The 26,918-nt window shown below is 69.1% G+C and carries 21 protein-coding genes; 12 read left to right on the top strand and 9 right to left on the bottom strand.

Annotated elements, in window-relative coordinates; translation table 11 throughout:
- Nucleotides 1–29: 29 nt before the first annotated feature.
- The 3 genes from secD to ACFYNL_RS17965 form a co-directional block, all read right to left on the bottom strand.
- Nucleotides 30–2,372: a protein translocase subunit SecD gene (gene secD / locus ACFYNL_RS17955; protein WP_388803877.1), complete on the bottom strand. Its 2,343-nt coding sequence runs from the start codon at nucleotides 2,370–2,372 to the stop codon at nucleotides 30–32.
- 62 nt (nucleotides 2,373–2,434) lie between these two features.
- Nucleotides 2,435–2,845, bottom strand: a complete 411-nt coding sequence (locus tag ACFYNL_RS17960) for a hypothetical protein (RefSeq protein ID WP_388803880.1) — start codon at nucleotides 2,843–2,845, stop codon at nucleotides 2,435–2,437.
- Between the two features lie 224 nt (nucleotides 2,846–3,069).
- Entirely contained in the window at nucleotides 3,070–3,723 is a 654-nt protein-coding gene (locus tag ACFYNL_RS17965) for a MerR family transcriptional regulator (protein WP_388803883.1), read from the bottom strand.
- 254 nt (nucleotides 3,724–3,977) lie between these two features.
- On the opposite strand from ACFYNL_RS17965, the gene ACFYNL_RS17970 reads away from it, so the two are divergent.
- Nucleotides 3,978–4,895 carry a hypothetical protein gene (locus ACFYNL_RS17970; protein WP_388804590.1) on the top strand — a complete coding sequence of 306 codons (918 nt, stop codon included), beginning with the start codon at nucleotides 3,978–3,980 and terminating at the stop codon, nucleotides 4,893–4,895.
- On the top strand, nucleotides 4,892–5,359 hold the full coding sequence (locus ACFYNL_RS17975; RefSeq protein WP_388803886.1) for an ABA4-like family protein: 468 nt from the start codon (nucleotides 4,892–4,894) through the stop codon (nucleotides 5,357–5,359). The genes ACFYNL_RS17970 and ACFYNL_RS17975 overlap by 4 nt, the downstream gene beginning before the upstream one ends.
- A gap of 110 nt (nucleotides 5,360–5,469) precedes the next feature.
- Here ACFYNL_RS17975 and ACFYNL_RS17980 read toward each other — a convergent pair whose 3' ends face one another.
- Nucleotides 5,470–6,078: a hypothetical protein gene (locus ACFYNL_RS17980; RefSeq protein ID WP_388803888.1), complete on the bottom strand. Its 609-nt coding sequence runs from the start codon at nucleotides 6,076–6,078 to the stop codon at nucleotides 5,470–5,472.
- 200 nt (nucleotides 6,079–6,278) lie between these two features.
- On the opposite strand from ACFYNL_RS17980, the gene ACFYNL_RS17985 reads away from it, so the two are divergent.
- The 4 genes from ACFYNL_RS17985 to ACFYNL_RS18000 all read left to right on the top strand — a co-directional run bounded on the left by ACFYNL_RS17985 (nucleotide 6,279) and on the right by ACFYNL_RS18000 (nucleotide 13,793).
- Entirely contained in the window at nucleotides 6,279–8,666 is a 2,388-nt protein-coding gene (locus ACFYNL_RS17985; protein WP_388803891.1) for a hypothetical protein, read from the top strand.
- Nucleotides 8,667–9,080: 414 nt separating this feature from the next.
- The gene (locus ACFYNL_RS17990; RefSeq protein WP_388803894.1) at nucleotides 9,081–11,894 is read left to right on the top strand and encodes a glycoside hydrolase family 2 TIM barrel-domain containing protein; all 2,814 of its coding nucleotides are present in this window, start codon (nucleotides 9,081–9,083) and stop codon (nucleotides 11,892–11,894) included.
- A gap of 321 nt (nucleotides 11,895–12,215) precedes the next feature.
- Nucleotides 12,216–12,653 carry an NfeD family protein gene (locus ACFYNL_RS17995; protein ID WP_388803897.1) on the top strand — a complete coding sequence of 146 codons (438 nt, stop codon included), beginning with the start codon at nucleotides 12,216–12,218 and terminating at the stop codon, nucleotides 12,651–12,653.
- A 30-nt stretch (nucleotides 12,654–12,683) separates the two neighbouring features.
- Nucleotides 12,684–13,793 carry an SPFH domain-containing protein gene (locus ACFYNL_RS18000; protein WP_388803900.1) on the top strand — a complete coding sequence of 370 codons (1,110 nt, stop codon included), beginning with the start codon at nucleotides 12,684–12,686 and terminating at the stop codon, nucleotides 13,791–13,793.
- Nucleotides 13,794–13,853: 60 nt separating this feature from the next.
- Here the strand turns inward: ACFYNL_RS18000 and ACFYNL_RS18005 are convergent, their stop codons facing one another.
- A complete protein-coding gene (locus ACFYNL_RS18005) occupies nucleotides 13,854–14,912 on the bottom strand; it encodes a PucR family transcriptional regulator (protein WP_388803903.1) in 1,059 nt (352 codons plus the stop codon).
- 249 nt (nucleotides 14,913–15,161) lie between these two features.
- On the opposite strand from ACFYNL_RS18005, the gene ACFYNL_RS18010 reads away from it, so the two are divergent.
- Both ACFYNL_RS18010 and ACFYNL_RS18015 read left to right on the top strand, forming a co-directional pair.
- Nucleotides 15,162–15,602 carry a hypothetical protein gene (locus ACFYNL_RS18010; RefSeq protein ID WP_388803906.1) on the top strand — a complete coding sequence of 147 codons (441 nt, stop codon included), beginning with the start codon at nucleotides 15,162–15,164 and terminating at the stop codon, nucleotides 15,600–15,602.
- A gap of 160 nt (nucleotides 15,603–15,762) precedes the next feature.
- Nucleotides 15,763–16,485, top strand: a complete 723-nt coding sequence (locus ACFYNL_RS18015; protein WP_388803909.1) for a hypothetical protein — start codon at nucleotides 15,763–15,765, stop codon at nucleotides 16,483–16,485.
- Nucleotides 16,486–16,830: 345 nt separating this feature from the next.
- Here the strand turns inward: ACFYNL_RS18015 and ACFYNL_RS18020 are convergent, their stop codons facing one another.
- A complete protein-coding gene (locus tag ACFYNL_RS18020) occupies nucleotides 16,831–17,277 on the bottom strand; it encodes a hypothetical protein (RefSeq protein ID WP_388803912.1) in 447 nt (148 codons plus the stop codon).
- Here ACFYNL_RS18020 and ACFYNL_RS18025 point away from each other — a divergent pair.
- Together ACFYNL_RS18025 and ACFYNL_RS18030 are read left to right on the top strand one after the other, a co-directional pair.
- Nucleotides 17,276–17,941, top strand: coding sequence for a hypothetical protein (locus ACFYNL_RS18025; protein ID WP_388803915.1), 666 nt, complete (start codon nucleotides 17,276–17,278; stop codon nucleotides 17,939–17,941). The genes ACFYNL_RS18020 and ACFYNL_RS18025 overlap by 2 nt on opposite strands.
- A 748-nt stretch (nucleotides 17,942–18,689) precedes the next feature.
- Nucleotides 18,690–20,321, top strand: a complete 1,632-nt coding sequence (locus ACFYNL_RS18030; RefSeq protein WP_388803918.1) for a serine hydrolase — start codon at nucleotides 18,690–18,692, stop codon at nucleotides 20,319–20,321.
- A gap of 507 nt (nucleotides 20,322–20,828) precedes the next feature.
- Here the strand turns inward: ACFYNL_RS18030 and ACFYNL_RS18035 are convergent.
- Nucleotides 20,829–22,115: a DUF418 domain-containing protein gene (locus ACFYNL_RS18035; protein WP_388803921.1), complete on the bottom strand. Its 1,287-nt coding sequence runs from the start codon at nucleotides 22,113–22,115 to the stop codon at nucleotides 20,829–20,831.
- A 138-nt stretch (nucleotides 22,116–22,253) separates the two neighbouring features.
- Nucleotides 22,254–22,781 carry a hypothetical protein gene (locus ACFYNL_RS18040; RefSeq protein WP_388803924.1) on the bottom strand — a complete coding sequence of 176 codons (528 nt, stop codon included), beginning with the start codon at nucleotides 22,779–22,781 and terminating at the stop codon, nucleotides 22,254–22,256.
- Nucleotides 22,782–23,173: 392 nt separating this feature from the next.
- On the opposite strand from ACFYNL_RS18040, the gene ACFYNL_RS18045 reads away from it, so the two are divergent.
- Both ACFYNL_RS18045 and ACFYNL_RS18050 read left to right on the top strand, forming a co-directional pair.
- Complete coding sequence (locus tag ACFYNL_RS18045; RefSeq protein ID WP_388804593.1) at nucleotides 23,174–23,800, top strand: response regulator; 627 nt, start codon at nucleotides 23,174–23,176, stop codon at nucleotides 23,798–23,800.
- Nucleotides 23,797–24,921, top strand: a complete 1,125-nt coding sequence (locus ACFYNL_RS18050) for a sensor histidine kinase (protein WP_388803927.1) — start codon at nucleotides 23,797–23,799, stop codon at nucleotides 24,919–24,921. Before ACFYNL_RS18045 ends, ACFYNL_RS18050 begins: the two co-directional genes overlap by 4 nt.
- 1,041 nt (nucleotides 24,922–25,962) lie before the next feature.
- On the opposite strand, the gene ACFYNL_RS18055 is transcribed toward ACFYNL_RS18050, so the two are convergent.
- A complete protein-coding gene (locus ACFYNL_RS18055) occupies nucleotides 25,963–26,871 on the bottom strand; it encodes a LysR family transcriptional regulator (protein WP_388803929.1) in 909 nt (302 codons plus the stop codon).
- Nucleotides 26,872–26,918: the final 47 nt, after the last annotated feature.

The raw sequence follows: 26,918 nt of genomic DNA on the forward strand, positions 1-26,918 counted from the left end.
GCGTCCTCCCCGCGAGCCTTCGCGTGTCCTCAGACCACGGCGCCTGAGTCCCGCGCCCGTCCGCCTCGCTCCAGGGGACCGCGCGCCCCCCTGTCCTGGCCGCGCCCAGGGCGCACCGGCGGTGCGGGATGGCTGCCCTCCAGCTGCACGGCGATCGGCACGGCGGTGAACACCGTCGACGCCATGCCGATCACCACGCCCGCGATCAACGCCACCGAGAAGTCCGCGAGCGAGTCACCGCCGAGTACGGCCAGGGCCGCCAGGATGAACAGCGCGCCCATACCGGTGTTCACCGTGCGTGGCAGCGTCTGGACGACGGCCTTGTTCGCGGTGGTCTCCAGGTCCGCCGCCGGTTCGCGGCGGCGCGCCTCGCGCACCCGGTCGAAGACCACGACGGTGTCGTTGACGGAGTACCCGATGACCGTGAGGAGGGCCGCCAGGAAGACGCTGTCGACGGGTTTGCCGAGCCAGGCGAACAGGCCCACCACCAGCAGCACGTCGTGCACCATGGCCGAGACCGCCGCGGCGGCGAACGTCCACCGGAACCGCACGCTGAGGTAGATCAGCTGAGCCGCGACGGCGATGCCGAGCGCGATGAGCGCGTGCCGGCGCAGTTCGTCGCCGAGGCTCGGGCCGATCAACTCGTCCCGCTCGACGGTGACCTCGCCGCCCTCCTTCGCCAGTGCCGTTCTGATCGTGTGCTGCTCGTCGTTGCTCAGCTCACCGGTGCGTACCGAGATGTCCCCGTCGCCTGACTCCTGCACCACCGCCCGCGGGAACCCGGCGTCGGTGACCGCCGCCCGCGCCGCGTCCACGTCCACGGGCCTGCTGGTGCTGTACTCCACCAGGCGCCCGCCGGTGAACTCCACCCCGAAGTCCAGTCCGCGCAGGCCGATTCCGGCGACGGCGACCACGATCAGCAGCGCGCTGCCGCCGAGCCACCGGCGCCGGTGGTGCACCAGGCGGGGGTTGCGGTGCGCGAGCCAGGTACGCACGCGGCCGGTGGAGGTGATCCCGGTCAGGCCGGGCCGGTCGCGCACGAAGCGGCGCCGGATCGCGAAGTCGGCGAGGACCCGGGTGATCACCAGGGCCGAGATCATCGAGACGAGGACACCGATGGAGAGCGTGACGCCGAAGCCCTTGACGGGTCCGGTGGCGAAGAAGAAGAGCAGCCCGGCCGCGAGCAGCGTGGTCACATTCGAGTCGACCACCGCGCTGAAGGTCTTGGCGAAGCCGGTGCGCAGCGGCTTGTCCAGATGCGCCGAGGACGACTTCAGAGCGCGGACTCCCAGATACTCCTCACGGGCACGTTCGAAGACCAGCACGTTCGCGTCCACCGCCATGCCGATCGCCAGGACGAAACCGGCGAGTCCGGGCAGTGTCAGGGTCGCACCCAGGGCGACCAGCGCGGCGTAGGAGATCAGCGCGTACAGCGCGAGCGCGAGGGTGGCCAGGGCGCCGAGCAGCCGGTAGACGACGAGGATGAACAGCCCCGTCAGGGCCAGCCCGATGATCGCGGCCTGGGCGCTGGCGGCGATGGCGTCGGCACCGAGCGTGGGGCCGACGGTGCGCTGCTCCACGATCTCCACGGGCAACGGCAGCGCACCGCCCTTGACGAGCGCGGCCAGCTCGCGAGCCTCGTCCCGGCCGAAGTCGCCGGTGATCTGCGTGGAGCCGCCGGAGATGCCGACCTTGCACGCTACGTCCGCGTTGACGCCGGGTGCCGAGAGGACCTTGCCGTCCAGGACGATGGCGACGCGCCGCTCCGGGGCGCCCTGCGGGGCACAGGCCGCCGCTCCGGTGATCCGTGCCCAGTCCTCGCCTGCCTGCCCGCGGAAGGTCAGGTTGACCATCCAGCCCGACATGGTCTGCTGGTCGAGCACCGCTTCGGCGTCCTTGACGCCCTCGCCGGTGAGGGCGGTGGGCCCGAGTTCGAGGTACGCCCCCTTCTGGTCGGGGTCGGCCAGGGTGCGCGAGCCGTCCTCGGCCGGCTTCCCCTTCTTCTCCCCCTGCTCGTCCGTCACGCCCCGCACCGGGTGGACGGTCAACTGCGCGGTGCGGCCGATGACGTCGGCGGCCTCGCGCGGGTCCTGCAGGCCGGGCAGCTCGACGAAGATCCGCTGCTGTCCGGACCGGTACAGGCTCGGCTCGGACACGCCGAGCGCGTCGACCCGCTGGCGGAGCACCTCCAGGGCCCGCTGGGTCGATTCGGGATCGGCGTCGACGTCGGGTGAGTCCTTGGTCTCCAAAACGATCTGGGTGCCGCCGCGCAGGTCGAGGCCGAGGCGGGCGGACTGGGTGAGAGCGAAGAAGAGCGACGCGGCGATCACACCTAGGGCGACGATCGCCCGCCACATGGGCGCGCGGGACATGGGTTCTCCACGATGGGCAGGCAGACGGAACCGACGTCTGCGCCGGGCGCGGAGGCGAGCGGTCAGGCGTCGGTACGGACTTCGGTGCTCCATCGGGACGGCGGTCCGCGCGGCCGGCACACGTGCCCGCCCCGGCTCGCTCCCGCGGCCGCGACCACCACGGCCACCCCGGGGCCGCCGACAGCGCGGTGCGGGGCTGCCTCCCCGGTGCCGGGGCCCAGGAAGCCATGGGCCGGGTACGGCACGGCGGGGGTTTGGGCATGGGCGTGGGCGAGCGCGAGGTGCGCCACGGTGACGGGTCGCTGCGCGTCGGCGGTCGCGGATGCCTGCGCGGTCGCCGTCGTGGCCGTGCCCGTCGAGGACAGGCGGGACGCCGACTTGGCCGACACCGGCAGCAGGAAGGTCAGGACCGCGAGCAGCGCGGAGAGCACGACGGCGGCCGGACGCGTGCGGTGTGCGCGGTGCTGCTGCACGCCCCTTGCCACCCCCCGGTCAAGTCGCCGTACGGAATCAGCAGTTGGGTACTGCGAGCCGACGCTCGGCTCTTCCGGCCATCAGTGACACGAACGCCGTGGGGCGCCGGGAGGTTCCCGACTCACCGCAGGAATGCTCGGCGCCGGACCCGGGCACGGCCGGTGTCCGCTCCCGGGTTCAGGTGGGCCGGCGTCACGACGCCCGTCCGTACCGGCTGAACATCTCAGCTCGTCCGGCGCTCCTGCGGGCCGTCCGTGCCGTACAGCCTCGCCGAGGCGGTGGCATGGGCCAGCCTGCGCAGTGCGCTGAACACCGCCTCGCCCAGTACGGTCCCGATCACCACACTCTCCACCATGTCCTCGACCGCCACGCACCGGTCCACGTAGGCGAGGTCGGCGCGGGCGACCTGCTCGGCGGCGTCGGCGTAGTCGTCGAGCACCTCGACGAACGCGCCGTGCCCCAACCGGGCCATGGCGGCGAGGGCCTTGGAAACGTCGGCCGCGGCGGGGTTCGACGCGTCCGCCTGCCAGCCGCGCCGGGAGATGAGGTCGGCGACGACGGTCTGCGCGGACGCCGCCTCGGGGTCGTCGTGCTCGTCGGGTGCGTTGCCCAGGCCGTCCGCGGCGACGCCGAGCACTTTGTGCAGCGGACGCGCTGGATCGTCGATGGCCGCCAGCACGTTCGCGATCTGGGCCACCTTCATGCCGCCCACGTCGAGCAGAGCGCGCACGAGTCGCAGCCGGCGTTCGTGCGCCTCGCCGTAGGTCGCCTGATTGGGGCTGGTCAGCTCGCCCGGAGGCAGCAGCCCTTCACGGACGTAGTACTTGATCGTCGGCACCGGCACGCCGGTCTTTCGGCTCAACTCTCCGATACGCACTGCCGGTTCACTCCTCGGCCTTCGCCCTGTTCGCCGAGCCGGCTCTTGCCGACCTGTCACCCATGATAGATAGTGGAGCTATCAGACAGCGGCGAGTGCCGCTATCTATTATTAGGGGGGTAATCATGGTCTCCTTACGCACGTCCTCAGGGCTCGCGTCCTCAGGGCTCGCGTCCTCGTGGCCCGCGTCGTCGTGGCTGTCTTCGGCGCCATGGCGGTCATGGCATCGACCGCTGGTGCTGTTCTCGGCGCTGATGGCGGTGTCGGCGGTCGTGTCCGCAGTAGGACTCGTCGTCGACGACCGCGTCCTGGCGGGCGCGCCGATCTGGTTCAAACCGTTCAAGTTCTCGGTCTCGTTCGTGGCGTACTGCCTGTCTCTCGCCTGGATGCTGTCGCTCCTTCCCCGTGGGCGACGTCTGGGCTGGTGGGCGGGGACCGTCGTCGCGCTCGCGAGCCTCGTCGAGATGGTGATCATCACCGGACAGGCGGTACGCGGGAAGCGCAGCCACTTCAACCACGAAAGACCGTTCGACGAGGCGCTGTTCAACGCGATGGCTGTCACGGTCGTCATCCTGTGGATCGGCACGCTCGTCGTCGCCCTGCTGCTGCTCCGGGCCCGGATCGCCGACCTCGCGTCCGCCTGGGCGATGCGCTGCGGCATCGTGCTGGCCCTGGCCGGGGCTGCCGTCGGATTCCTGATGACGCAGCCCGCCCCGGGACAGCGGCGCGGCGTCTCCAAGGTGGTCGGCGCGCACAGTGTCGGTGTGCCGGACGGCGGTCCCTCGATGCCGTTGACCGGATGGTCGACGACCGGCGGCGATCTGCGGATCCCGCACTTCGTCGGCATGCACGCGCTGCAACTCCTGCCGCTGCTGGTCATGGTGCTGACCGCCCTCGCGCCGCGCTTCACCCGCCTCGCCGACGACCGGGTACGGCTGCGCCTGGTGCTGCTCGCCTCAGCGGGCTACGCCGCCGCCTTCGCCCTGGTGCTCTGGCAGGCGCTGCGGGGCCAGTCCCTGATCCATCCGGACGAAGCAACGCTGGCCGGTGCCGGCCTGATCCTGGTGGCGGTCGCTCTCGGGACGTACGGGTGCCTGCGGCCTTCGATTCCCGCTGCGGGCGCGGCAACTGCCGCTGAGCAGGCCGGTGCCTCGAAGGAGCTCGTGCCATGACCGGTTTTCTCTTCGAGCTCTCCTTCTGGCTGGCAGCACCCGTCTGGCTGCTCATGATCTTCGCGCCGGCCTGGGGCCCGACTGCGCGCATCGCCGGGTCGCCATGGACCGTGGTGCCCGTGCTGCTCGTCTATCTCGCGCTCGCGGCCGCTGTCTTCCCTGAACTCTGGACCGCGGTCCGCAGCCCGGACCTCGACGCCTTCCGCGACCTGACGGCGCTGGCGGACGGCGCGGGAGCCATATGGGCGCAGGTCATCGCCTGGGATCTGCTGATCGGGCAGTGGATGTACGGGGAGGCCAGGAGGCTCGGGATCCCCGCCCTGCTGATGGGGCCGCTGCTGGTCCTCACGATCCTGCTGTCACCGTTCGGGCTGCTGGTGTTCCTGTGCCTGCGCGCGGCCTGGTCGCGGCGTGCGCCGGCCGGACCGCGTCCGCGTGGCGAGGCATCGGGGGTGCGCTCCTGACCCGGACGACACCGGCTCGTCGGCGTGGCCTTCCGTGCGGCGGCACGTAGAGGGGGACCGGCGTCGGCCGAACAACCCCGGCTCAGGCGGTGCGGAACGTTTCCGGGCGGTCATCCGGAGCCGAGATGCGTACCGAGACCGGCATCGCCGCCCTCATCGTCTTCGCCGTCCTGATCGTCTTCGCCGTCCCCATCGTCTTCGTCTTCTTCGTCTTCTTCGTCGTCTTCCCCGAAGGGGTCGGCGAAGATCGAGAGGAGGGTGTCATCGACCTTGTCGCCGACTTCGTCCTCCGTGAGGAGGATCCTCCGCAGTGCGTTGAGCGGGTACACGTAGCTGTCCGGGTCGCCGGGGGCACCGACGCAGGGGTGATCGAGGGCGGAGGTCTCCGCGCCCGCGCCGAAGAACGGCTCGAGCTGTCCGCTGACGAGGTCCGGGATGTACTTCCACACCATGCCCTTGTGGCGGCGGAACACTTCCCCTACGTACCAGATCGCGCCCTGGACGAAGGGTGTCATGCGCCGGTCGGTGATCTCCTCCATGCTGCTCGCGCTTTCCCGGACCAGGTCGTCCAGGACCGCCAGGGAGGCCGGTGAGAAGTCGAGGACGCCGGCGAAGGATGTCTGGGCGGCCCACGCGGGGTGAGCGCCCTCGCGTTCGGCGAGCCACCCGAGCAGGTCGGGGTGCCGGGTCGGGTCGTACGTCTCGTCAGCTTCGGTCATGCAGGCGAAGGTAACAGCCCCCACAGTGCGCCCCAACAGCCTTGTGTCTACACAGAGTTCACACAGGACGAGCCCACAGCCCCATGCATCTGACGGGGCGTCAGTGGCTAGGCTGACCGGCGGACGGGCGGCGCAAAACGGGGGCCCTGCCTCGCCCGCGTCCCTTTCATGTCCCATGGCCCCCACCAAGGGACACGGCTTTGAGTACACCGATACGAATCCGCCTGCGACGGCGTCTGGGCTCGTGCCTGGCGGTCGTCGCCTCGGCGGGGATGATGCTCGTCGGGCTACCCGCGAGCCCGGCCGCGGCGGCGCCGGGCGACTACGCGAAGGTGACCAGCGGCGGCCGGTGCGACAAGATGCACCTCGGCAGAACCTTCCCGCGGACCCCGGCGAATTCCGGAGCGCCGAGCGGACCGCACCACTGGACGAGGTCCGGGCCGGACGAAGAGTATTACTTCAACCTGGAGTTCAAGGGCTTCGAGAACGTCCCCGCCCCCACCCGCGCCGACCTGAACAGTGTCGGCAACACCGACGCCGACATCCGCAAGTGGGACAACGCCTACCGTGCGTCGAAGAGCGCCGAGGACATGAAGCGGGCCATCTGGGCTCGCTACGCCCGTTACATCCAGGGCAAGCCGTCCCCGAAGCCCTTCGCCAAGTGGGTGCCGCAGAACCTGATCGGCGCGCAGCACTCCCGGGAGAAGGGAAACGTCTTCGAGCGCAAGACCGTCCAGGACTACCGTCTCGTCGGCCCCGACTGGCTGTGTGAGGTGACCGTCGAGATCTTCGACAAGGACGGCAACAAGATCGCCTCCCGCCGGTATGACGCGTACAACCAGCGCACCGGTGACCTCGGTGAGTTCAAGGCCGACGGCAAGCGCAAGCCGGGCCAGTTCACGAGCGACAAGATCATCCTGCGGCACAAGGACGCGAAGTACGACTTCACGAAGTCGCGGTTCACCATGTTCGCCGGGGAGAAGCCCAACGGGGCCACCATCCGCGAGTACAAGTCGGAGAACGCCAAGCTCCGGGGCGAGCGCGGCACCGGCAACAACCCGATCCGGATCGCTGAGCGTCGCGCCACGGCGAAGGGGCTGTGGCCGCAGACGACGTACACGAAGTCCTACCCGGTGTTCAACCCCAGGCCGAACACCGGCACGCAGGGGCCGATCAACTCCCTCGCCTACGGGTCGGGGAAGAATGCGGCCGAGGCGAAGCAGATCCAGCAGCAGCACAACCAGGCCAACACGCGCGGCGTCCTCGGCCGCGGCCCGGGCGGCGTCGACTTCTCCACCCTTGAACTCCAGTACGTCGGCAACCCCGTCAAGGGCAAGGGGCTCGACTACAGCATGAAGGCCGACTTCATGCCCGACGAGGACACCGAACCCGGCTGGGGCGGTCAGGCGAAGCTGGAACTCGCCTCCGATGCCCTGTTCACGTGGCTGGCGCTCACCCCGGACCGCATGTGGGTGAACCTGAACCCGGACCAGCCCGACACGATCATGGACAAGAACTTCGGGGAGACCGACACCGGCCGCGTCCTCCTCGAAGCCGACATGGAGATGAAGCGGGACTTCTCCCGCGCCATGAACCCCGAGGTCTCGCCCGGCAAGGAGTTCATGAACGCCGCGCCGAAGGTCGACGGGGTTCCGTGCTGGGGATCCGGCCGCAACTGGATCGTGCCCGGCCGGGCGAAGGTCCGCGAGCAGGACGGCGGCATCTACATCCTGGACGCGCCGCTGAAGGTCAACCACGCGGCGATGGACTTCGACACCCCCGTCCAGGGTGAGGACTGCTCGAAGAAGCTGACCGAGGAGGAGAAGGCGTACAGCCACCGGCTGATCGACCGCTACCTCGTCCCCCACGTCCAGAACCAGATCAACACCGAGAAGAAGTACGCCGACCTGCGCCGCGTCTACAAGTCCCGTGTCGCGGCCGAGTGGATCCGCGTCCAGGACGCGAGGAAGGCGACCGACTTCCGGCCCATCATCGACAGCAACAACCTGAAGCGGTGGCCGCTGCGCGGCGAGAACGCCGACTGGGACAAGCGGACCGTGTGGCAGGAGATGCGCAAGTCGTTCACCGAGGGCGACTTCACGTATGAGTGGCCTCTCGCCGACGGCCGCATCTACACCTTCTTCGTCGGTGGTGTCGACTTCGCGAAGGCGCCGAAGCGCAACGTCTCCGGTGTGGAGTTCCAGCTCCAGCACCGCGAGCTGCCTCGTACGACCAAGGACTCCGTGCGCGCGGAGACCTCGGCCCGCGACACCGATACCGCGTTCCTCGGCGGGAACGGGGCCGCCGACACCAGCGACGGCAAGCCGGATCCCACGCCGACGCCGACGCCGACCGGCTCCGGGAAGCCGGACCCGACACCGACGCCGACCGGCCCGGACCCGGATCCCACGCCGACCGGGACCGTTCCGGGTAAGCCCGACGACAACGCCCCGGACCCCGACGGTGACCTCGCCGACACCGGATCGGACACCCCCGTGGGGCTGATCTCCGCCCTCGCCGCCGCCGCGGTGGCGGCCGGTGCCGCACTCGTCTGGTGGCGCCGGCGCAGGACTCGCGCCGGAAGCTGACCCACACGACGGCGCCCCACCCCCGCACGCTCGGGGGTGGGGCGCCGTCGTGTGCGGGTGGCAGACCCTCTACGTCGTCTGCCGCACTTCTGACGTCGACGGAGAGCGAGGGGCGGACCGCGGGCCGAGCCGGGTGGGAGCCCTTGCGAGACGGCTGTGGTGGCCGTGGCGGCCACTGACGTCGACGGCCCGGCGCCGCGGTGTTTGCCCAGGCGCCTGCCGGCTTCGGCTGTCCTCTTGTGTTCGACGCATTCGACTCCTAGTGTCATCTGCGTCCCGTACCTGTGCTCTGATCTGCGACGTTGAGCGCGGAAGCGCTTCGACAACGTGCGTCGGGACGGCTACGCCGACCGCATCGCGCGTTCCCGCCGGTCGCTCCCCGATGGCCCCCAGAAGCGTGGAGATGTCATGCAAATGTCACGTCGTGGCGTTCTGATCCTCGGCGCCGTCGGCGCGGCCGTCGCCGGAGGCCTTCCCGCGGGCTCGGCCCGGGCCGCCGAGGCCGACGGAACGGACGCCTCCACGCGCACCGAGCGCCTGTATCTGTCCGGAGAGGACGCCGACCACCCGGTCGACTGGGACTTCCTGTGCACCAGCGGGCGGCGCAGCGGCAGTTGGGACAGCATCCCGGTGCCGTCCAACTGGGAGTTCCACGGATACGGCACCTACAACTACGGGTGGAACCTGCGCCCGGAGGAGAAGGGCCGCTACCGGCACACCTTCACGCCGCCCGCCCACTGGCGTGACAGACGCGTCTTCCTCGTCTTCGAGGGGTCGATGACCGAGACCGAGGCGTGGATCAACGGGGAGTCGGCCGGGCCCGTCCACCGCGGTGGCTTCTACCGGTTCCGGCACGAGGTGACCGGCAAGCTGCGTCCGGGCCAGGACAACCTCCTGGAGGTGACCGTCAGCAAGGAGTCCACCGACGACTCCGTCAACCGGGCCGAACGCCTGGGCGACTACTGGAACTTCGGCGGCATCTACCGCCCCGTCCACCTGGAGGCGTTCCCGCTCCAGCACATCGAGCGCATCGCCGTCGACGCCCGCGCCGACGGCACGCTGCGGATCGACGCCCATCTGTCGGGCACCGGCTCCGCCGACCGTCTCGTCGCCCGGGTCACCGACCTGTCCGGGCGCCCGGTGGGGGCCCCGTTCACCGCCGCCGTCGCGCCCGGCGACACGACGGTGACCCTCAGGACCGCCGTCGACTCCCCTCGGCAGTGGACGGCGGAGACCCCGCACCTCTACCGCGTCGAGGTCGCGCTGCGCGCCGGCGACCGCCGTACCGTCCACCGCGTCGACGAGAGATTCGGCTTCCGCACCGTCGAGGTGCGCCCCGGCGACGGCGTGTACGTCAACGGCGTCAAGGTCATCCTCAAGGGAGCCAACCGGCACACCATCTGGCCCACGTCCGGCCGGGCGACCAGCGCGCGCATCAGCCGCAAGGACATCCTCCTGATGCAGGAGATGAACATGAACGCGGTCCGGATGTCCCACTACCCGCCGGACACGCACTTCCTCGACCTCGCCGACGAACTCGGGCTGTACGTGCTCGACGAACTGGCCGGCTGGCAGAAGTCCTACGACGAGGAGGCGGGCAGGCCCCTCGTCGCCTCGATGGTCACCCGTGACGTCAACCACCCGTCGATCCTGTTCTGGTGCAACGGCAACGAGGGCGGCTGGAACACCGCCCTCGACGCCGACTACGCCCGCCACGACCCCCAGCGGCGCGCCGTTCTCCACCCCTGGGCGAACTTCGGCGGCATCAACACCGACCACTACGAGACGTACGACAGCACGCGCCGCATCCTCCAGGAACAGGGCGACGTCTTCATGCCCACCGAGTTCCTCCACGGCCTCTACGACGGCGGCGCCGGCGCGGGGCTCGACGACTACTGGAAGCTGATGGGCCGTGAACGGCTCTCCGCCGGAGGCTTCCTGTGGGCCCTGGTCGACGAGGGCATCGTGCGGGACGACCTCGGCGGCGCCATCGATGTGGCGGGCAACGCCGCACCCGACGGCATCCTCGGCCCCTTCCGCGAGAAGGAGGCCAGCTTCTACACGATCAAGGACATTTGGTCACCCGTACAACTCGCCGAACCGCAGCGGTTCACGTCCGCCCTGCTGGACGACTTCGACGGCCTGATCGCCCTCACCAACCACTACGCCTTCACCAACACCCGCGCGTGCAGGTTCACTTGGCGACTGCTGGACTTCCGCACCCCGGCGCAGCGGCGGGACGGCCACACGGTGCGTGCCCGAGGCACCGCGTCCGCTCCGGACATCGAGCCCGGCGCGCAAGGAGTGCTGCGCCTGCCCCTGCCGTCCGGCTGGCGACGCGCCGATGCCCTGGCACTCACCGTCACCGATGCCGACGGCCGCGAGATCCGCAGCTGGACATGGACCATCGCCCCCGCCGCCGACCAGGCCCGACGGCTGGTACGCACGGGCCCGGGACCGGCCGTACGCGGCTCCCTCACGGACAACACGCTCCCGCTCGCATCCCGCCACACCACCGTCACGCTCGACGCCACGACGGGCATGCTGGCCGGCGCCACCCACCGAGGCAGGGACTTCGCGCTGTCCCGCGGCCCGCTGCCCACCACCGGAACGGCCGACCTCACCCGCCTGACGCACGGGCCCGACGGCCACGGCTACACGGTGGAGGCCGAGTACTCCGGCGTCCTGCGCCACGTCCGGTGGCACCTGCACCCCAGTGGCTGGCTGCGGTTGGACTACCGCTATCACCTCACCGGCGAGCACGACTTCTTCGGCGTCGGCTTCGACCATCCCGAAAAGCAGGTGACCGGCGTGACATGGCTCGGCCACGGACCCCACAGGGTGTGGAAGAACAGGCTGCGCGGCGTCGCGACGGACGTCTGGACGAAGCAGTACAACGACACCGCGACCGGTGCCGACGGCTGGGTGTACCCGGAGTTCAAGGGCTACCACGCGGACGTCCGCTGGGCGTCCCTGCACACCACCGCCGGACGTCTCACCGTGGTCGCCGAGGACGAGAACCTCTACCTGCGCCTCTTCACACCCCGGTTCGGACCCGACCCCCGCCACACCGCGCCGCCCTTCCCGAAGGGAGACCTGTCGTTCCTCGACGCGATCCCGGCGATCGGCACCAAGTTCGACGCGCCGGCCGCGCTCGGCCCCAGCGGCGCCCCCACCACGGCGAGGGGCGACTACGGCCGAACCCTGTACTTCTCGTTCTCCCAGTAGCACGCCCACCCACGCACCGACACCGCACCATGCGGCCGCCCCCATCAGGGACAGGGTGGTCGGGGTGCAGCGGCGTACCCGGTCCCGCCGGTCACCCCCCGGCGGCACCGGCTCGTGCCCCGGGCGGAGGGACCTGCCGCCCAGCCCCGGGATCAGCACCGCCGCCACCGCCAGGTGCATCAGAGCGAGGCAGATCCACAACTACGGCTGGAGTCGATGCGCGCCGTCGTTGAACGATCAAGGACCACCACTGCCGTATCTGTTCCGCCCGGCGTTCCGGGAGTAGCTTGGTGGACAAGGCCCCATGAGGAGGGCGATGCGATGCCGTGGTTCGTCTGGCTGTTGGCCGCCGCGGCGCTGGGTGCCGCGGAGTTCTTCACTCTGACGCTGGTCTTCGGGTTGCTGGCGGGTGCCGCGTTGGTCGCAGCCGTGGTCGCCGGTGTGGGTGTCGGCCTTCTCGGCCAGCTCCTGGCCCTGGGCGCGGCAGCGGCAGCGGGCTTCCTCATCGTCCGTCCTGTCGCGCTGCGCCACATGGCACAGCAACCCCTCACCTACGAGGGCAGCGACGCGCTGATCGGCAAGCGGGCCGAGGTCATGCAGGAAGTCACCGCTACCCGCGGCCTGATCAAACTCTCCGGCGAGGAGTGGTCCGCCCGCGCCTTCGACGAATGCCTGGTGATCCCCGTGGGAGCGCTGGTGGACGTCATGGAGATCGAAGGCGCCACGGCCATCGTCTACCCCCGCGAACTCCTTCCGTGAAACGGCTGCGCACCCAGCAACGGAGGCACTGTGGATCCAGTGGTCATCCTCACTCTCGTGGCGGCCATCGTCGTCGTCTTCCTCTTGGCCGCCAGCGTGCGGATCGTCCCTCAGGCGCGCCGCTACAACGTCGAACGGTTCGGCCGGTACCGCCGGACGCTGCAGCCCGGCCTGAACCTGGTCGTGCCGGTGGCGGACCGCATCAACACCAAACTCGACGTCCGGGAGCAGGTCTATTCGTCCGACCCCAGGCCGGTGATCACCGAGGACAACCTCGTGGTGAACATCGACACCGTGCTCTACTACCAGATCACCGACCCGCGGGCGGCGGCCTATGAGGTCGCCGACTACCTGCAGGCGATCGATCAGCTCACGGTGACCACGCTCCGGAACGTCATCGGCAGCATGGACCTGGAGGAGACGCTCACCTCGCGTGAGGAGATCAACTCCCGGCTCCGCGCCGTCCTCGACGACGCCACCGGCAAGTGGGGCATCCGGGTCAACCGTGTCGAGATCAAGGCCATCGATCCACCGCACACGATCAAGGAAGCGATGGAGAAGCAGATGCGGGCCGAACGTGACAAGCGCGCGGCCATCCTGCACGCCGAAGGGGAGCGGCAGGCCAAGATCCTCACCGCGGAGGGCACGAAGCAGAAGGACATCCTGGAGGCGCAGGGTGCGCAGCAGGCCATGATCCTGCGGGCGGACGGTGAGGCGAAGGCGGTGGAACTGGTCTTCCAGGCCGTCCATCGCAACAACGCCGACCCGAAGATCCTGGCCTACAAATACCTGGAGACGCTGCCGCACCTGGCGAGCAGCGACAACAACACGTTCTGGGTGATCCCAGGGGAGCTGACCGAGGCCGTCCGGACCGTCACCCGCGCGTTCGGTGACCAGTCGACGGCGGGTGCGCACACCACTGCGCGACCCGAGGAAGCGGGCACAGCCGACGGCGACGACGCGTCGGACGAAGGCCACCCCCCGGAGCTCGCCGCAGGCTGGACGGCTTCGCGCGACGCTGCGGCCGCTGCTGACGAGGCCGGAAAACAGGCCGCCGCCGCGGTGAGCGACGCCAAGGCGGAGGCCGAGGCCGCGAAGTCGCCACAGATGCCGCGCCGGGGGCAGACGTCCGGCGGTTGAGCCCGAATCGGTTGTCGCCAGGGGCCGTTGCGAGGCACCCACCCCTCACCTTGCGGTACGTCAGAGGTCCTTGGCCGGCCAGTCCAGCAGCCGGGCACCGATCACCGCGGTCTGAAGCATGTAACGGTGCGCCGGATCAGCCGGATTCGCGCCGGTGAGCTTGTGGATGCGTTCCAGCCGGTAGGTCAGGGCGCGCACGCTGAGTGAGAGACGGCGGGCGGCCTCGGCGGCCACGCAGCCCGAATCGAAGTAGGCGGTGAGAGTGTCGAGCAGGGGCCCGGCGCCACCGCGAGCCGTCGTCAGCGGACCGAGGCTGCTCACCACGAGATCCGCCATGGCCTGCCGGTCGCGGGTCAGGACGGGGTACACGAGCAGGTCGGCGGCGCGCAGGACCGGGTCCTCCAGTTCCAGGCGCTCGGCCAGTTCCAAGGCGTTCAGCGCCTCTTCGTAGGAGTGGACGACTCCGCCGGGGCCCGACTGGGCTCGCCCGATGGCGACGCGGCCGCCTTCCGTAGCGGCGTGGGCCCGTTTGGCGAAGAACGCCAGAACCTCCTCCTGGTGGCCGGGGGCGATGCAAAGCAGCCGGCCGTCCTTGGTGGTGAGCAGGATGCTGCGGTCGCCGAAGCGGGAGATGAGAGCGCGTTCCACCTGGCGGGGGACCGGGTCGCCTTCGTCGTAGGCGGTGGGACCTTCGGCGACGGCCACGGCGTGGGCGTGTGAGAGGCGCAGGCCGAAGCGTTCGGCGCGTTCGGCGAGGCGCCCCAGGTTGCTGCGGCCGTAGAGAAGGTCGTCGATGAATTCCCGGCGGGCGGCCTCCTCCTGACGCACGGCTTGGCGTTGGGCGCGTTCGTAGCCCTCCGAGAAGGCGTCTATGACCTGGTGCAGGGCGGCCAAGGCCGAGTCGGCCGTGCCGGGAGCGGTCGGCCATGCCGCGCGAGCGGCGGTCAGATGGGCGCTGACGAGGGCGCGCAGCCCGTGGCCGGCGTCCGCGGCCTGCTCACCGAGCTCCCGGCGGGAGTTGAGCTCCTCCCGAGTGAGGCGCCGCCCCGTGGCCGAGACCTCGGCCAGAATCTGGGCACAGCCTTCCAGATACTGCTCAGGAATCTCCCGCTCCGTCATGTCGCCCCCGCATTCTTGACGCGCCGATGACGGTTTCTTGGCGGTGCACCGGCATGCAGACCCTAATGAACGCTGCCGGGAACCGGCAATGCGCGGACGCGGGAGTGCCGTGCACCATGACCTGCGGGGAGCACTGCGGGGGATTCCGGTGCCGGACACCGGCAGGTGTCCGGCACCGGAGCCCGGAGCACGCGATGCGTCACCGACACACGGCGGACGAGCACTGCGGCCGGGAAGGGGGACCAGCTGATGCGGACGTTTCTGGCGGTCGCCACCGGTCTGCCCACGCTCGCGCTGACCGCCGCCCTCGTCGTGGTGCTGTGCTTCTGGATCCTGGTCGCCGCGCGCCTCACCAGCACCCACAGCTTCGATGCGGACCTCGATCTTCGCGCGTGGGGCATGGGCGGCGTACCGGTGGCGATCGCCCTCTCCTCGCTGACCGTTCTGGCCTGGTCCCTGAGCGTCGGCGGGACTCTCCTCCTGGTCGTGTTCACCTCGCCGGGACCCCTCACCGGACTGCTGCGCATGGCCGTGCCGGTCCTCGCGCTGCTCGCCGCATGGCGGACGACTCGCCTGTTCGTACGGCGCCTGCACCGTCTCTTCCCCGATGAACCCGGTCTGTCCGGCCTCGGCCGGGCAGAGGACCGGGACCGCAGCCGAGGCCGGGCTCACATGGACCACGCGGCCTGACGCAGGATGCCACGGGCCGCGGCCCCGCCCGCCTTCTTCACCCTGGGCCTGCTGGGGGCTTCAGCTACTGAGCGGCGGTCTTGAGAAGGTGTCTGTACCAGTGCACCCCTTTGCCAACGCGCTTCGGCCGCTGTGTATCCGTTGCGAAGGAGACAGTCGCGTGGACACCCTCTCGGTAACGCTGGTCTCGGCGTTGACCTCGGGCGCCGTCTCAGTAGGTCTCGTGTGGCTGACCAGTCGGCAGCAACGGCGGGATAGCCATCGGGCTCAGCGTGAGATCCACAACATGTCGTACCTCAACCCTCTCAGATGGCACGCAGCTGAAGCACACCACCGGCTCTCCCTCTACGCCGCGTCCATCGACCGGCATGGCTGCTATCAACCTGCGCAGACCCTAAACGAACCGCGGGAAATTGATGACCAAAGCGATGCCTGGTTCGCTGGCACGGGCATCGCGCTGGTTTCCAGTATCTGGATAACTTCCTGCCTGTTCGCCCAGATGACTCGCACCCGGCACGACATACCGTTCCTGCGCTTGCCGGGGAAAGACGACACAAGACTGGCTGCCTTGATCCTCAAAGTCCATGTAGCTTTCGCCGCCTGTGACGTCTACTACGCGACACAGTCCAGCATCGGAACTGACGTCATCCTCGAACCCGAGGGACGACTCAGGAGCTACAGAGAATTTTGCGATCTCCTTTCGCAGCCGGATCGCCGGGTGTGGGCCGATCCCCTCATCTGGTTTCATCTGGCCATTGCCAACGGCGAGCGCCGCCACAACCTCCAGCGCGTCTTGGATGCCATTCAAGAGCTGTCCGGGTTCCTCGACGCGAGTCTTGCCGGCGGCGCGTCACTCCGCGCGCGCTGGGATGCCGAGCGCTAGAGCAGAGTGCGACGGGGGCCGCGATAACGGCTGCAGGCTCTGAGCTTGGGAAGCTCAGGACGTCTGGCGTCTTGCACGAGTCAATTTGCCTTCGCCCTGTTCAAGCAAGGGCGGCTTCTACGTCACGCCCGCGCCACATCAGCCCCATCGTTGTCGCCGTCCACACCCTACTCACCTGTACAAACTCAAAATGAAAGACACTCAGCGAGCAAGGGCGTTGCGTAGCAGGAACCTAACGATTCGGACTCAACCGGAAGCCACGGTGTCTTTTAGCAACCGCGACTAACGATCTCCGCGGCGTGGGACCATGCACACATGGGGGCACGCAATCTGAAGATCATCGGTTCAATAGCGGCAGTCACTGGGGTCGGTCTCGTCATCTACTTTCGGAGTATTGGGCTTCAGAGATCGGGTGACATAGCCAACATAATCGGACTGTTCATCGCCCTGGCTGGCCTTGCTCTTGCCATATACGGAGTGACGGTTGAACGTCGCCAACCTCCTGAAGGTGGGCAGGCGGCAAATGATCGGGCGGGGCGCCGCGGGGTGCAAGGAATGCGAGGAATCGGTGGCTACCGGACCATTTCTGGCGGCGTGAATGTCGAGGGTGATCACAATGTGATTCAGGATGGTGATACAAATGTGAACTTCGGCCGTGCTGCCGATGTCCACTATTACAGCTCGGACGGCGAACGGCAGCAAAACGGGGGGCGGCATGGGCGCGGGGTGGGACGCCAGAATCGCGGAAATCCTGGACAGGGTGGCCAGTAACTCTGCGACGGCCTCTGACATGAAATTCCTGAATCGCAATCTGAGGCGCACCGCAAATGGCGTCTACCAGATTGGCGAGCATAATATCTATATCGAGGAGGCGGGAACTGTATTAATTGACGGCAGGCGATTCTATGGTCCGAGTGCCGACGCAGTCAAGAGGATTGTCGAGCGCTCTCTGTCCGATCGGTTCGATGAAATCCCAGAGGGGTCCATTCGAACATTCGGTGGGGCGGTCAGCGCAATTGGCTATATCGTATCTGTGGGTAGTGCAGTACTTTACTTCGCTACCGTCGGGTTCTCTCCCGAGAAACTTAGCTCGACCAGCTTCACCAACGCTGCCACTGGCGCGTTAGTGGGGAGCGCAATTACCGTTTGCGGATCGATGATCAAAGATTGGCGCGGTGTCGACTTCAGGTCGCCTGCGCACATCCTTTCAATGATCTTCTTTACGGCGGGGTGGGCGCTGATAGTCGTTGGCGCCTTCAAATTCTTCACCCCTATTCTTGAAAAGTTGCAGGAAATTCGGCCGCCTGGCAACCCGCCAACCTCTGGTTCTGATCATGAAACGGATGGGATGCCCCCAGGGATGGCGGCAGGATTCGGAACCATGGCAGTGGGGATTGGCCTGACTTGGGTCTCCTCCGCCGTCATGGGACTGCGCAGGGACAGGCGCGACGAGTAGCCGCGGGCCTGGGCGCGTCCTCCGGACCAGCGAAAATTTATCTTGGCCGGCGACCATGAAGCCCCGCTACAGGGCGAGGCAGTCAGGTTCGCCGGGTCAATGAGTGGCGGCGGCTTGCTCATCGCCGACGACGAGGAGAACGAGCGCTAGCCGGATCGGTCAGAAGGGGTCTTTCCAATCGGGTACTGGGGGGCGAACAACCCGGCTTTTCCTCGATTGGTTGTCTACTCAGGTTCGGCGCCGACCGCCACGGTTCGCCCTTGTTCGTGTCAGGTACTGATGCCAGAAACAGGAGTCGACAAGCCCATGCAAGAAGAGCTGTCCAGTGAGCCACCTGACCCGTCCTCCTGCGCAACTTCTGGCTGCTGACGACCCTGACGGCAACTGACGCCCCCTGCGTCTGGTGGCGATTGTGAGGGCGCCTCCCGATGCGTCCGTGCGCCCTGCACGCTGCAGTGGGCGACTGCGCCTCTCCCTCCCGGTGCCGGCCGATCTCCCACCGGAGGCACTGTTCTGATCGTCGCCCATGCGGTGATCGACTCATGGCCGCCGGCCCTATCCACCAGGGGGCGCGCGTCGGCGCAGCCCGCGCGGAGCGGGCCGAAGGCTGGAGCGGAGCCGGGGCTCGCGACGCCGAGCACAGGGATTCCGCCTGGGGTCTGCAGGCGAGCGTGACGGCGTTGTGCCGGCCCCCCGAACGGCCCGCCAAGGCGCGACAGGTGCCGGGGACGGGATTTCCATGGAAGACATGGCCCGACTCGACAGTGCATGCCCCCGCCCCCTTCGCTCCGCCGCGGTACTGGGCCTGATAGCGGCGCTGGCCGTCGGCTGTACCGGGTCCGACGCCGACACCACCGTCGCCGGGCCGGCCGTCGCGACGTCGCCGCTGCCCACCGTTCCACCCGCCCAGCCACCGGCACAGCTCACCCGGGCCGAGGTCGAGACCGCGGTGGGCAAGCTGGACGACGTCGTACGGGATGCCATGCGCCGCACCGGCGTGCCCGGTGTCGCCGTGGGCGTGGTTCACGACGACGAGGTGCTGTACGTGAAGGGGTTCGGCGTGCGGAAGGCCGGCACGAAGGACGAGGTCGGAGGGGACACCGTCTTCCAGCTCGCCTCGGTCTCCAAGCCCCTTGCGTCCACCGTGGTCGCCGCGGCCGTGGGCGAGAAGACCGTCGGCTGGGACGACCCGGTCGTCGACCACAGCTCCGGTTTCGCCCTGAAGGACCCGTGGGTCACCCGCCATGTCACGCTGGCCGACCTGTTCGCGCATCGCAGCGGACTGCCCGACCACGCCGGAGACCTCCTGGAGGACCTCGGCTACGACCGCTCGTACATCCTGGACCACCTCCGCTACGAACCGTCGGCCCCCTTCCGCGCCGACTACGCGTACACCAACTTCGGTCTGACCGAAGCCGGCGTCGCGGCCGCGCGGGCAGCGGGGACCAGCTGGGAGAAGCTGTCCGCCGACAAGCTGTACCGGCCGCTCGGCATGGACTCCACCAGCTCCTCTTACGCCGACTACGAGAAGGCGGACAACAAGGCCGCCCTGCATGTGAAGACCGGGGACACCTGGCGTGCCGAGCACGTGCGCAACGCGGACGCCCAGAGCCCGGCCGGCGGGGCCAGCTCCACAGCGCAGGACATGACGAAGTGGCTGCGCCTGCAACTGGCCAACGGCAAGTTCGAGGGACGGCAAGTCGTCGACGCCGACGCGCTGGAGCAGACCCACCTGCCGAGCATGGTCTCCGAGCCGCCGCACGGGCCCGCGGGCAGGTCCGGGTTCTACGGGCTCGGCTGGAACGTGAGCTACGACGACCAGGGCAGGCTGAAGCTCGGCCACTCCGGCGGCTTCGCGCTGGGGGCGGCCACCAACGTCGCGTTGCTGCCCTCGGAGAAGCTCGGCATCGTCGTCCTGACCAACGGCGAGCCCATCGGCGTGCCGGAGGCGATCGCCAGCACCTTCCTCGACACCGCGCAGACGGGCGGGCCGACCGTCGACTGGCTGACGTTCCTCGGGCCGATCTTCCAGCAGTCCCTGCATGGGGAACGCTCGGAGGTCGACTACAGCAAGCCTCCGGCCTCTCCCAAACCCGCCAAGGCGAACAGCGCCTACACAGGAACGTACGCCAATGATTACTACGGCCCGATGACCGTCAGCGCCCAGGGGGACGAACTCACCATGCAACTCGGTCCCAAGAAGCAACGGTTCACCTTGCGCCACTACGACGGTGACACCTTCAGCTACCGCACCACCGGCGAAATGGCCGTCGGCCTGTCCGGCGTGACCTTCACCGTCGGGCCCGGCGGACGCGCCGACAAGGTCCGGGTCGAGAACCTCGACACGACCGGTCTCGGCACCTTCACGAGGAACGACTAGGGCCTGCCGGCAGGGACGGCCGGACACGGCGCAGGAGACTCGCGTTGCCGAGCGTCGCCTGCATCAGCTCCAGCATGACCTGGACAACAAACAAACCCCAGGCCGCCGACCTGGGGTTTCACAATGGAGCGGGTGACGAGAATCAAACTCGCGCTCAAGCTCTCTTCCTGCTGTGGCGGTCGGGAGGGGATGGGGGGGCTCAGGGGAGCCGCGGGTCGACGACGTCGGCGAAGGCAATCGAGGCCTCAGCGTTCACGGTGAACAGGTCGAAGCGGCGATACTCCCGCTGGGTTTCCTCGTCCCTGATGAGCCCCTTCCCCTTGAACGTCGAAATGGAGGCACCCCAGGTGGAGTCCTCCGGATCGAGGCCCCCACGAGGTTACATAACGGGGCTTTCGCGTCACAGGATTCCCCGTGGGCGTCGGCCGGAACGGCCGGCCGTTCCGGCCGCAAGGGCTGCCGGAGCCGGGGCAGGCCATGTAGGCCGACCGCCCCGGCTGGGCCGCCTCACCGGACGTACTTCGCCGGCTTGGTTGCCGCGTTGAGCAGATACTCCAGGGGACCGCGGCGGAAGAAGCGGGACCAGATCGCGGCGAAGACGATCGCCACCAGGATGTACGTGAGCACGGGCACCCAGGACTTCGCGGTGCCGGCGCCGGAAGCGGGCCACGCGGACTGTGCGAGGAAGTGGCCGACGTAGGCCGTCAGGGACATGGTGCCCACGGCGATGACCGGTTTCGCCAGGCGGCGCAGTTGCGGCAGGCGGTCCAACAGCACCGTCGCGCCCACGATCACGAGGATCGCGAAGCCCACGCTGCCGATGATGTCGAACGTGGTGCCGGTGTGCGGCCCGGCACCCAGCAAATCCGAGGCCGACGATACGAGTTGTCCGCCGGACCCGCTGCCACTCGACCCCGCCCCGGAGCCACCGGACCACGACCCGGAACCGCCGGACCACGAACCGGAGCCGCTGGACGACCCCCCGATCCCGCCGAACACCGCGTCCTTGCCCGCCAGCAGCAGGGACAGGCCGTACGCAGCCACGGTGAGGGCGGCGCCGAGCGCGGCCAGGCGCCGCTGGACGGCGGGGGCGGACAGGTCGAGGCGGGCCAGCGCCATCCCGGCGATCAGGAACGGCATCCATGTGATCGTCGGGTAGAGGCCCGTGAGCAGCAGATCGACGACTCCCACATCGTTGAACTTCTCGAGCGGGTCGTGGGCGTTGATGCTCTGCAGAACGGACCCGCTCAGCCACATCTTCAGGACGAACGCCAGCTGCGGCGTGACGAGCGCGAGCCCTGCAGCGATGATCGCCAGAGTCCTGGCGGACAGCCGCAGCAGGGGCAGGGCGAGGAGGAAGTAGACGCCGTAGAAGCCGAGGATGATGACGTCCCCGTACTCGATCGCCAGCACGCTGCCGAGCGCCAGCAGGATCACGGCGCGGATCGCGATCCGGGCCTTCGCCTGGCGGCCGGCGAGGCCGGTCTTCGGCTCACGGCGGCCGGCGATCAGCATCAGTGAGAACCCGGCGAGGGTGGCGAACAGGACCGACGAGTGGCCGTCGGCCAGGAACCGGACCCACGTACCGACGCCGCTCGTGTTCCCCAGCATCGGGCCGATGTGCACGATGTACATGCCGAACACAGCCAGCGCGCGGGCCAGATCCACCCCGACCAGACGTCCCATCGAGGGACTGCTCGAGACCTTCCCGTCGGGCCCGGGCGAGGCCGCGGGCCGTGGAGGCGAGTTCTCCTGCGGAGCCGAAGTCTCCTGCGGGGGCTGTATCTGTGTCATACGGACAATCTCGCCGTGCCGTCAGGAGGCGGACCATCCGGCAGGCTTCGGTGACGCCCCCGCCGACCGGCCGGGGCCACCCCGCCGACCGGCGGACCAGCACCCCGGCCGGTCAGCGGGCCCGGACGGACCACCGCCCTACTTGATGACGGCGTTGGCCACCACGACGACAAGCCCGAGCAGCGCGTCCACCATGCCGATCCGCAAAGCGGAGAGCCACGTACGACCGGCGGCGCGGGCCGCGAGCACGCCCCAGGCGAACAGCAGAACCACGTTCACGGCGAAAACCACGTACTCGACGCCCGCCGAGGGCCACCACCCCCAGGCCGCGCCGAGCAGCAGGACCAGCGTCGGCACCGTCGCCACCACCAGCGGCCACTCGGACAGCAACAGCCGCACCCCGGCGCGCACACCATGGTGGGTCCGGTCGCCGCGCAGGGCGATCAGATGCGCGTAGCCGTGCGCCAGGGCCGAGGCGACGGCCGTGACCAGGAGCCACTGGGCGCTGCTGAACCGGTCTGCGGGCGCCGTCTCGCCCTGCTCCGTCAGGGCGGCTACCAAGGAACTGGCCAGCACCGCCCCGTACACACCTCCGAACAGCACATGGGGCCGCGCCGCACAGCGGCGCAGAGCACGGACGGACTGACGCAGGTACGAGCGGGGCATGGGTGGGCGGTCCTCGAACGGTACGGAAATCGGCTGCGGCCCCGCAGACTCGGCGCGGACCCACGTACCGATCCCATCGGACGAGCACCACGGGCACCATCCGCCGGACCTCGCCCGCCGCCCTGCCGATGGGCCGGAGCGCACCCCCCGAACGGCTGGAGCCGGCCCGCCAGGTGTCCACAGTCCACGGTGATCGCGCCACCGCGTACCCTGCCGGACGTACCGTCGGCGGCAGGCAAACACCGTACGCGAACGTACGAGAACCCGGACGCCCCGACGCGGGGTGTACGGGCCGCCGAGAAGCAGGACAGAGCAGACGAGTGTGAGGCGGAACGCCGGTGATCCGGGTAGTGGTGGTGGACGACGAAGCCCTGGTGCGGTCCGGATTCCAGATGATCCTGAACGCGTCCGACGGCATCGAGGTCGTGGCGACCGCGGAAGGGGCGCACGCGGCCGACGTGATCCGGCGCGAGCAGCCGGACGTCGTACTCCTCGACATCCGCATGCCGGACGTGGACGGCCTGACCGTCCTGCGGCAGATCCAGACACTGCCCGCACCACCGCACGTGGCCATGCTGACCACCTTCGACACCGACGAGTACATCCTGACCGCACTGCGCTCGGGAGCCGCCGGCTTCCTGCTCAAGGACACCGAGCCCGAACAACTCGCCCACCTCGTACGCACCCTGGCCGCAGGCGGGGTGGTGATGTCCCCGAAAGCCTCACGCGCACTGCTGCGCAGTCACCCGGGGGCGGGAGCACCCCTGGACGCGGACACGGCACGCGTCGGCCTGCTCAGCGACCGGGAGCGCGACGTCCTCGTCCTGATCGCGGAAGGACTGTCCAACGCCGACATCGGCACCCGCATCCATCTGAGCGCGGGCACCGTCAAGGACCACGTCAGCTCGATCCTGACCAAGCTGCGGGTCACCAGCCGTGTCCAGGCCGCACTGCTCGCCGAGCGGGCCGGACTGCTCAATGAGAACGGCGACAACACCGCACGGGACAACGGACGATGAGCACAGGCCGGGCACTGTGGCGGCGGGTGCCGCCCTGGGCGGTCGACGGGGGCCTCGTCGCACTCGCCGTGCTCGACGCCTGGGTCAACCTCTACGGCGAGGGAACCACCCCCCTCGTCTGGTCCTGCGTCGCTCTCGGCAGCGCAGCGCTGTTCCTGCGCAGGCGCTTTCCGCTGGCCGTCTTCCTACTGACACTGCCCATGACCCTGTTCATGGACGTGGCGGCCGCGCAGATCACCGCCCTGTACACGCTGGCCGCGTCCACCCGCAACCGCCCGCTGCTGGCCGGCTGCGCCCTGCTGAACGCGACGGCGGGCACCCTCGCCTGGTCCCTGTCCGACGGATTCGCCGACGACCGGACCTGGACGCTCATTCAGTTCGTCTACACGCTGGCCACCGCCACCGCCCCCGTGCTGTTCGGCCAACTCGTCCAGGCCAGACACGACGTGGCCCTCCAGCTCGTCGAGGTCGAAGAGGCCCGGGAACACGAACGCGCCCTGCACGCCCAGACCGTCCTCGCCCGCGAACGCGCCCAGCTCGCCCGCGAGATGCACGACGTCGTCTCCCACCAGGTCAGCCTCATCGCCGTACAGGCCGGAGCCCTCCAGGTCGCCGCCAAGGACCCCGACGCCCGCGAGGCCGCCCGCACCATCCGCACCCTGAGCGTCGACACCCTCGACGAACTCCGCCACATGGTCACCCTGCTCCGAGCCTCCGGCGGCAAGGACACCGAACTCACCCCCCAGCCCACCCTCGCCGACCTCCAGCAGCTCATCGCCAACAGCGGCATCGAGACCACCCTGACCGGCGGGCTCCCGCCCGGCATCAGCACGACCGCCCAGCGCACTGTCTACCGCACGGTCCAGGAAGCCCTCACGAACGTGCGCAAGCACGCCCCCGGCGCCCGCGCCGAAGTACGCCTGTGGCACGACGCCCACCACTTCGGCGTCACCGTCACCAACACCGCCCCCACCCGCCCGTCCGTCGCCCTGCCCAGCGCCCGCCATGGCCTCATCGGCCTGAAGGAGCGCGCCGAACTACTCCACGGCACCCTCACCGCCCAACCCACCCCACAAGGCGGGTACGAGGTCGAACTACGAGCTCCCGCCCAGCCCGACTGAAACCGACGAGCACCCTGCCGTACCCTCGACCGCCGGGAATCACACCGCCACGAACCGGCCGCGATCGCTGCTGAGCACGTGGCTCTGCGCCCCCAGCCCGTGCCCTGCGCCAAACCGAAGCCAGCCGGCCCATCCTGGGCCCGTCAGCCCACGCCCCCTGGCCGTATGCCGACGCGCTGGATCGTGCCGTGCGTCCTACACCAGGCACCCCGACTTCCCCCTCGTAAGCCTCAGGCAGCACAACACACGAGCAGCCCTCATGGGCTACAGCTGGACCGAGGCCGCTCACTGGAGATCATTTACGGGATAGTCCTTATACGACAAACAAACCCCAGGCCACTGACCTGGGGTTTCATCATGGAGCGGGTGACGAGAATCGAACTCGCGCTCTCAGCTTGGGAAGCGACGGCGCTTGGGTCGCTATGTCGCTTCTGGCCTGCGAATATGCCGCTTCCGGTGCAGCTTCGAGGGCTGGTTTTGCACCGCTGTTTTCCGTGGTTGTCCGGTCTTATGGGCACGCTTGGGCACGAGCCCACGCCTGGATGCCGTGTAGGGCTCGACTCGTCCGCTGCGGCGCTGCTTCACCGGGTGCGGGTATGTCGCCTACGCGCAGCCTTACAGATGCAAACTCGGAGCCTCTGTTCGGTCATCCGCCCGGACTTGACGGCGGATGCGCGGGAAGGCCAGCGCCCTCGTGCCACAGGAGCTTGGACGGCATGTCGCCGACCCAGCCGGGTGCGCGCGGGCCCGGGCCGCCAGGTTCGCCCAACGATCCGTCACCATGTCCAAGAGCAGCCACTTGCCCCGAACCCCCGTGTTCCCCGCACAGGTTCCCGAGGCGGGTGGCCAGTTGCAACGACTCGGGCGGCAGCTTGCACGCTTGCGTGTACTCACCCAAGCGTCCCGGTCATCGTCTGGGCAGCACACTCCATCGCATTCAGGTCCAGACGCGTCCCTGCTGTTGCGAAAACACCTATCCCGGGCGGGCAGTTCGGCATCGCACATCGGCATCCAGTCGGGCCCCGGCGCCGCTGGGTCGGCTCACCAGGTTTTCGCGGCGGCCAGCAGGTGATCGCGGACGAGTGTCACGTGTGGGTTGGTGGAGCTGCCCGGGCGCTGGACGAGGTAGGAGGTGTTGATCGGCGGGTCCTCCGGCTGGTGCAGCAGACGGAGGACGCCGGAGGCGAGTTCGGTGCGGCACAGATAGCTGGGCAGGACACTCCAGCCGGCGCCGACGGTGACGGCGGTGAGGACGCTGCGCAGGTCGGGGACGGTGATCGCGGCCTGGGCGTGCAGACGGCGGTCGAAGACGTGGCGCCAGTAGCGGCGGGCGATGGGCAGATCCTCGGCGTAGGCGATCAGTGGAAGGCTCTCCAGGGCGGTGGGCAGCTCCTGCCCCGTGAGCCGTTCTGCCCATACCGGTGCGGCGACCAGGACGAACTCCTCGTCGCCGAGGAGTTCGGCGTGCAGCGTCCGGCCACGGGGCCGCCGGGTGGCGACGACGAGGTCGTGGCGCCCGGCCCGCAGTTCTTCGAGAAGTGATTCGGTCAGCCCGGTGGCCACCCGCAGCCGGACGCCCTGCGTGACCAACTCGGCCAGCACCGTGAGGCCGAGAGTGCCCAGGAACTCCCCGGGTCCCGCCAGATGGACCGGCCCCACGGTGCTGCTCGGTTCCTCGCCGGTGATGACAGCCAACTGGTCGAGGGGCCCCGACAGCCGGGTGGCGAGTTCGTCCGCCTGGGGCAGCGGAGTGACGCCTTGCGCCCGGCGTTCGAACAGCTCGCGGCCCAGGCGCCTCTCCAGTGCCCGGATATGCGTGGTGACGGTGGACTGCGACAGGCTCAGCCAGCGCGCCGCCGCGGTGAAGGAGCCCAGGCGGTGCACCGCGAGGAAGGTGCGCAGCAGGTTCAGGTCCAGCGGACCGGACCCATGAAGGTCGTGATCGCTCACGGCTCCGAGCCTACGAGATGGGCAGGCCGGCCAGGTGCCGTATGTCC

It is taken from the genome of Streptomyces sp. NPDC007808 (genome assembly GCF_042868655.1).
Classification (GTDB): Bacteria; Actinomycetota; Actinomycetes; order Streptomycetales; family Streptomycetaceae; genus Streptomyces.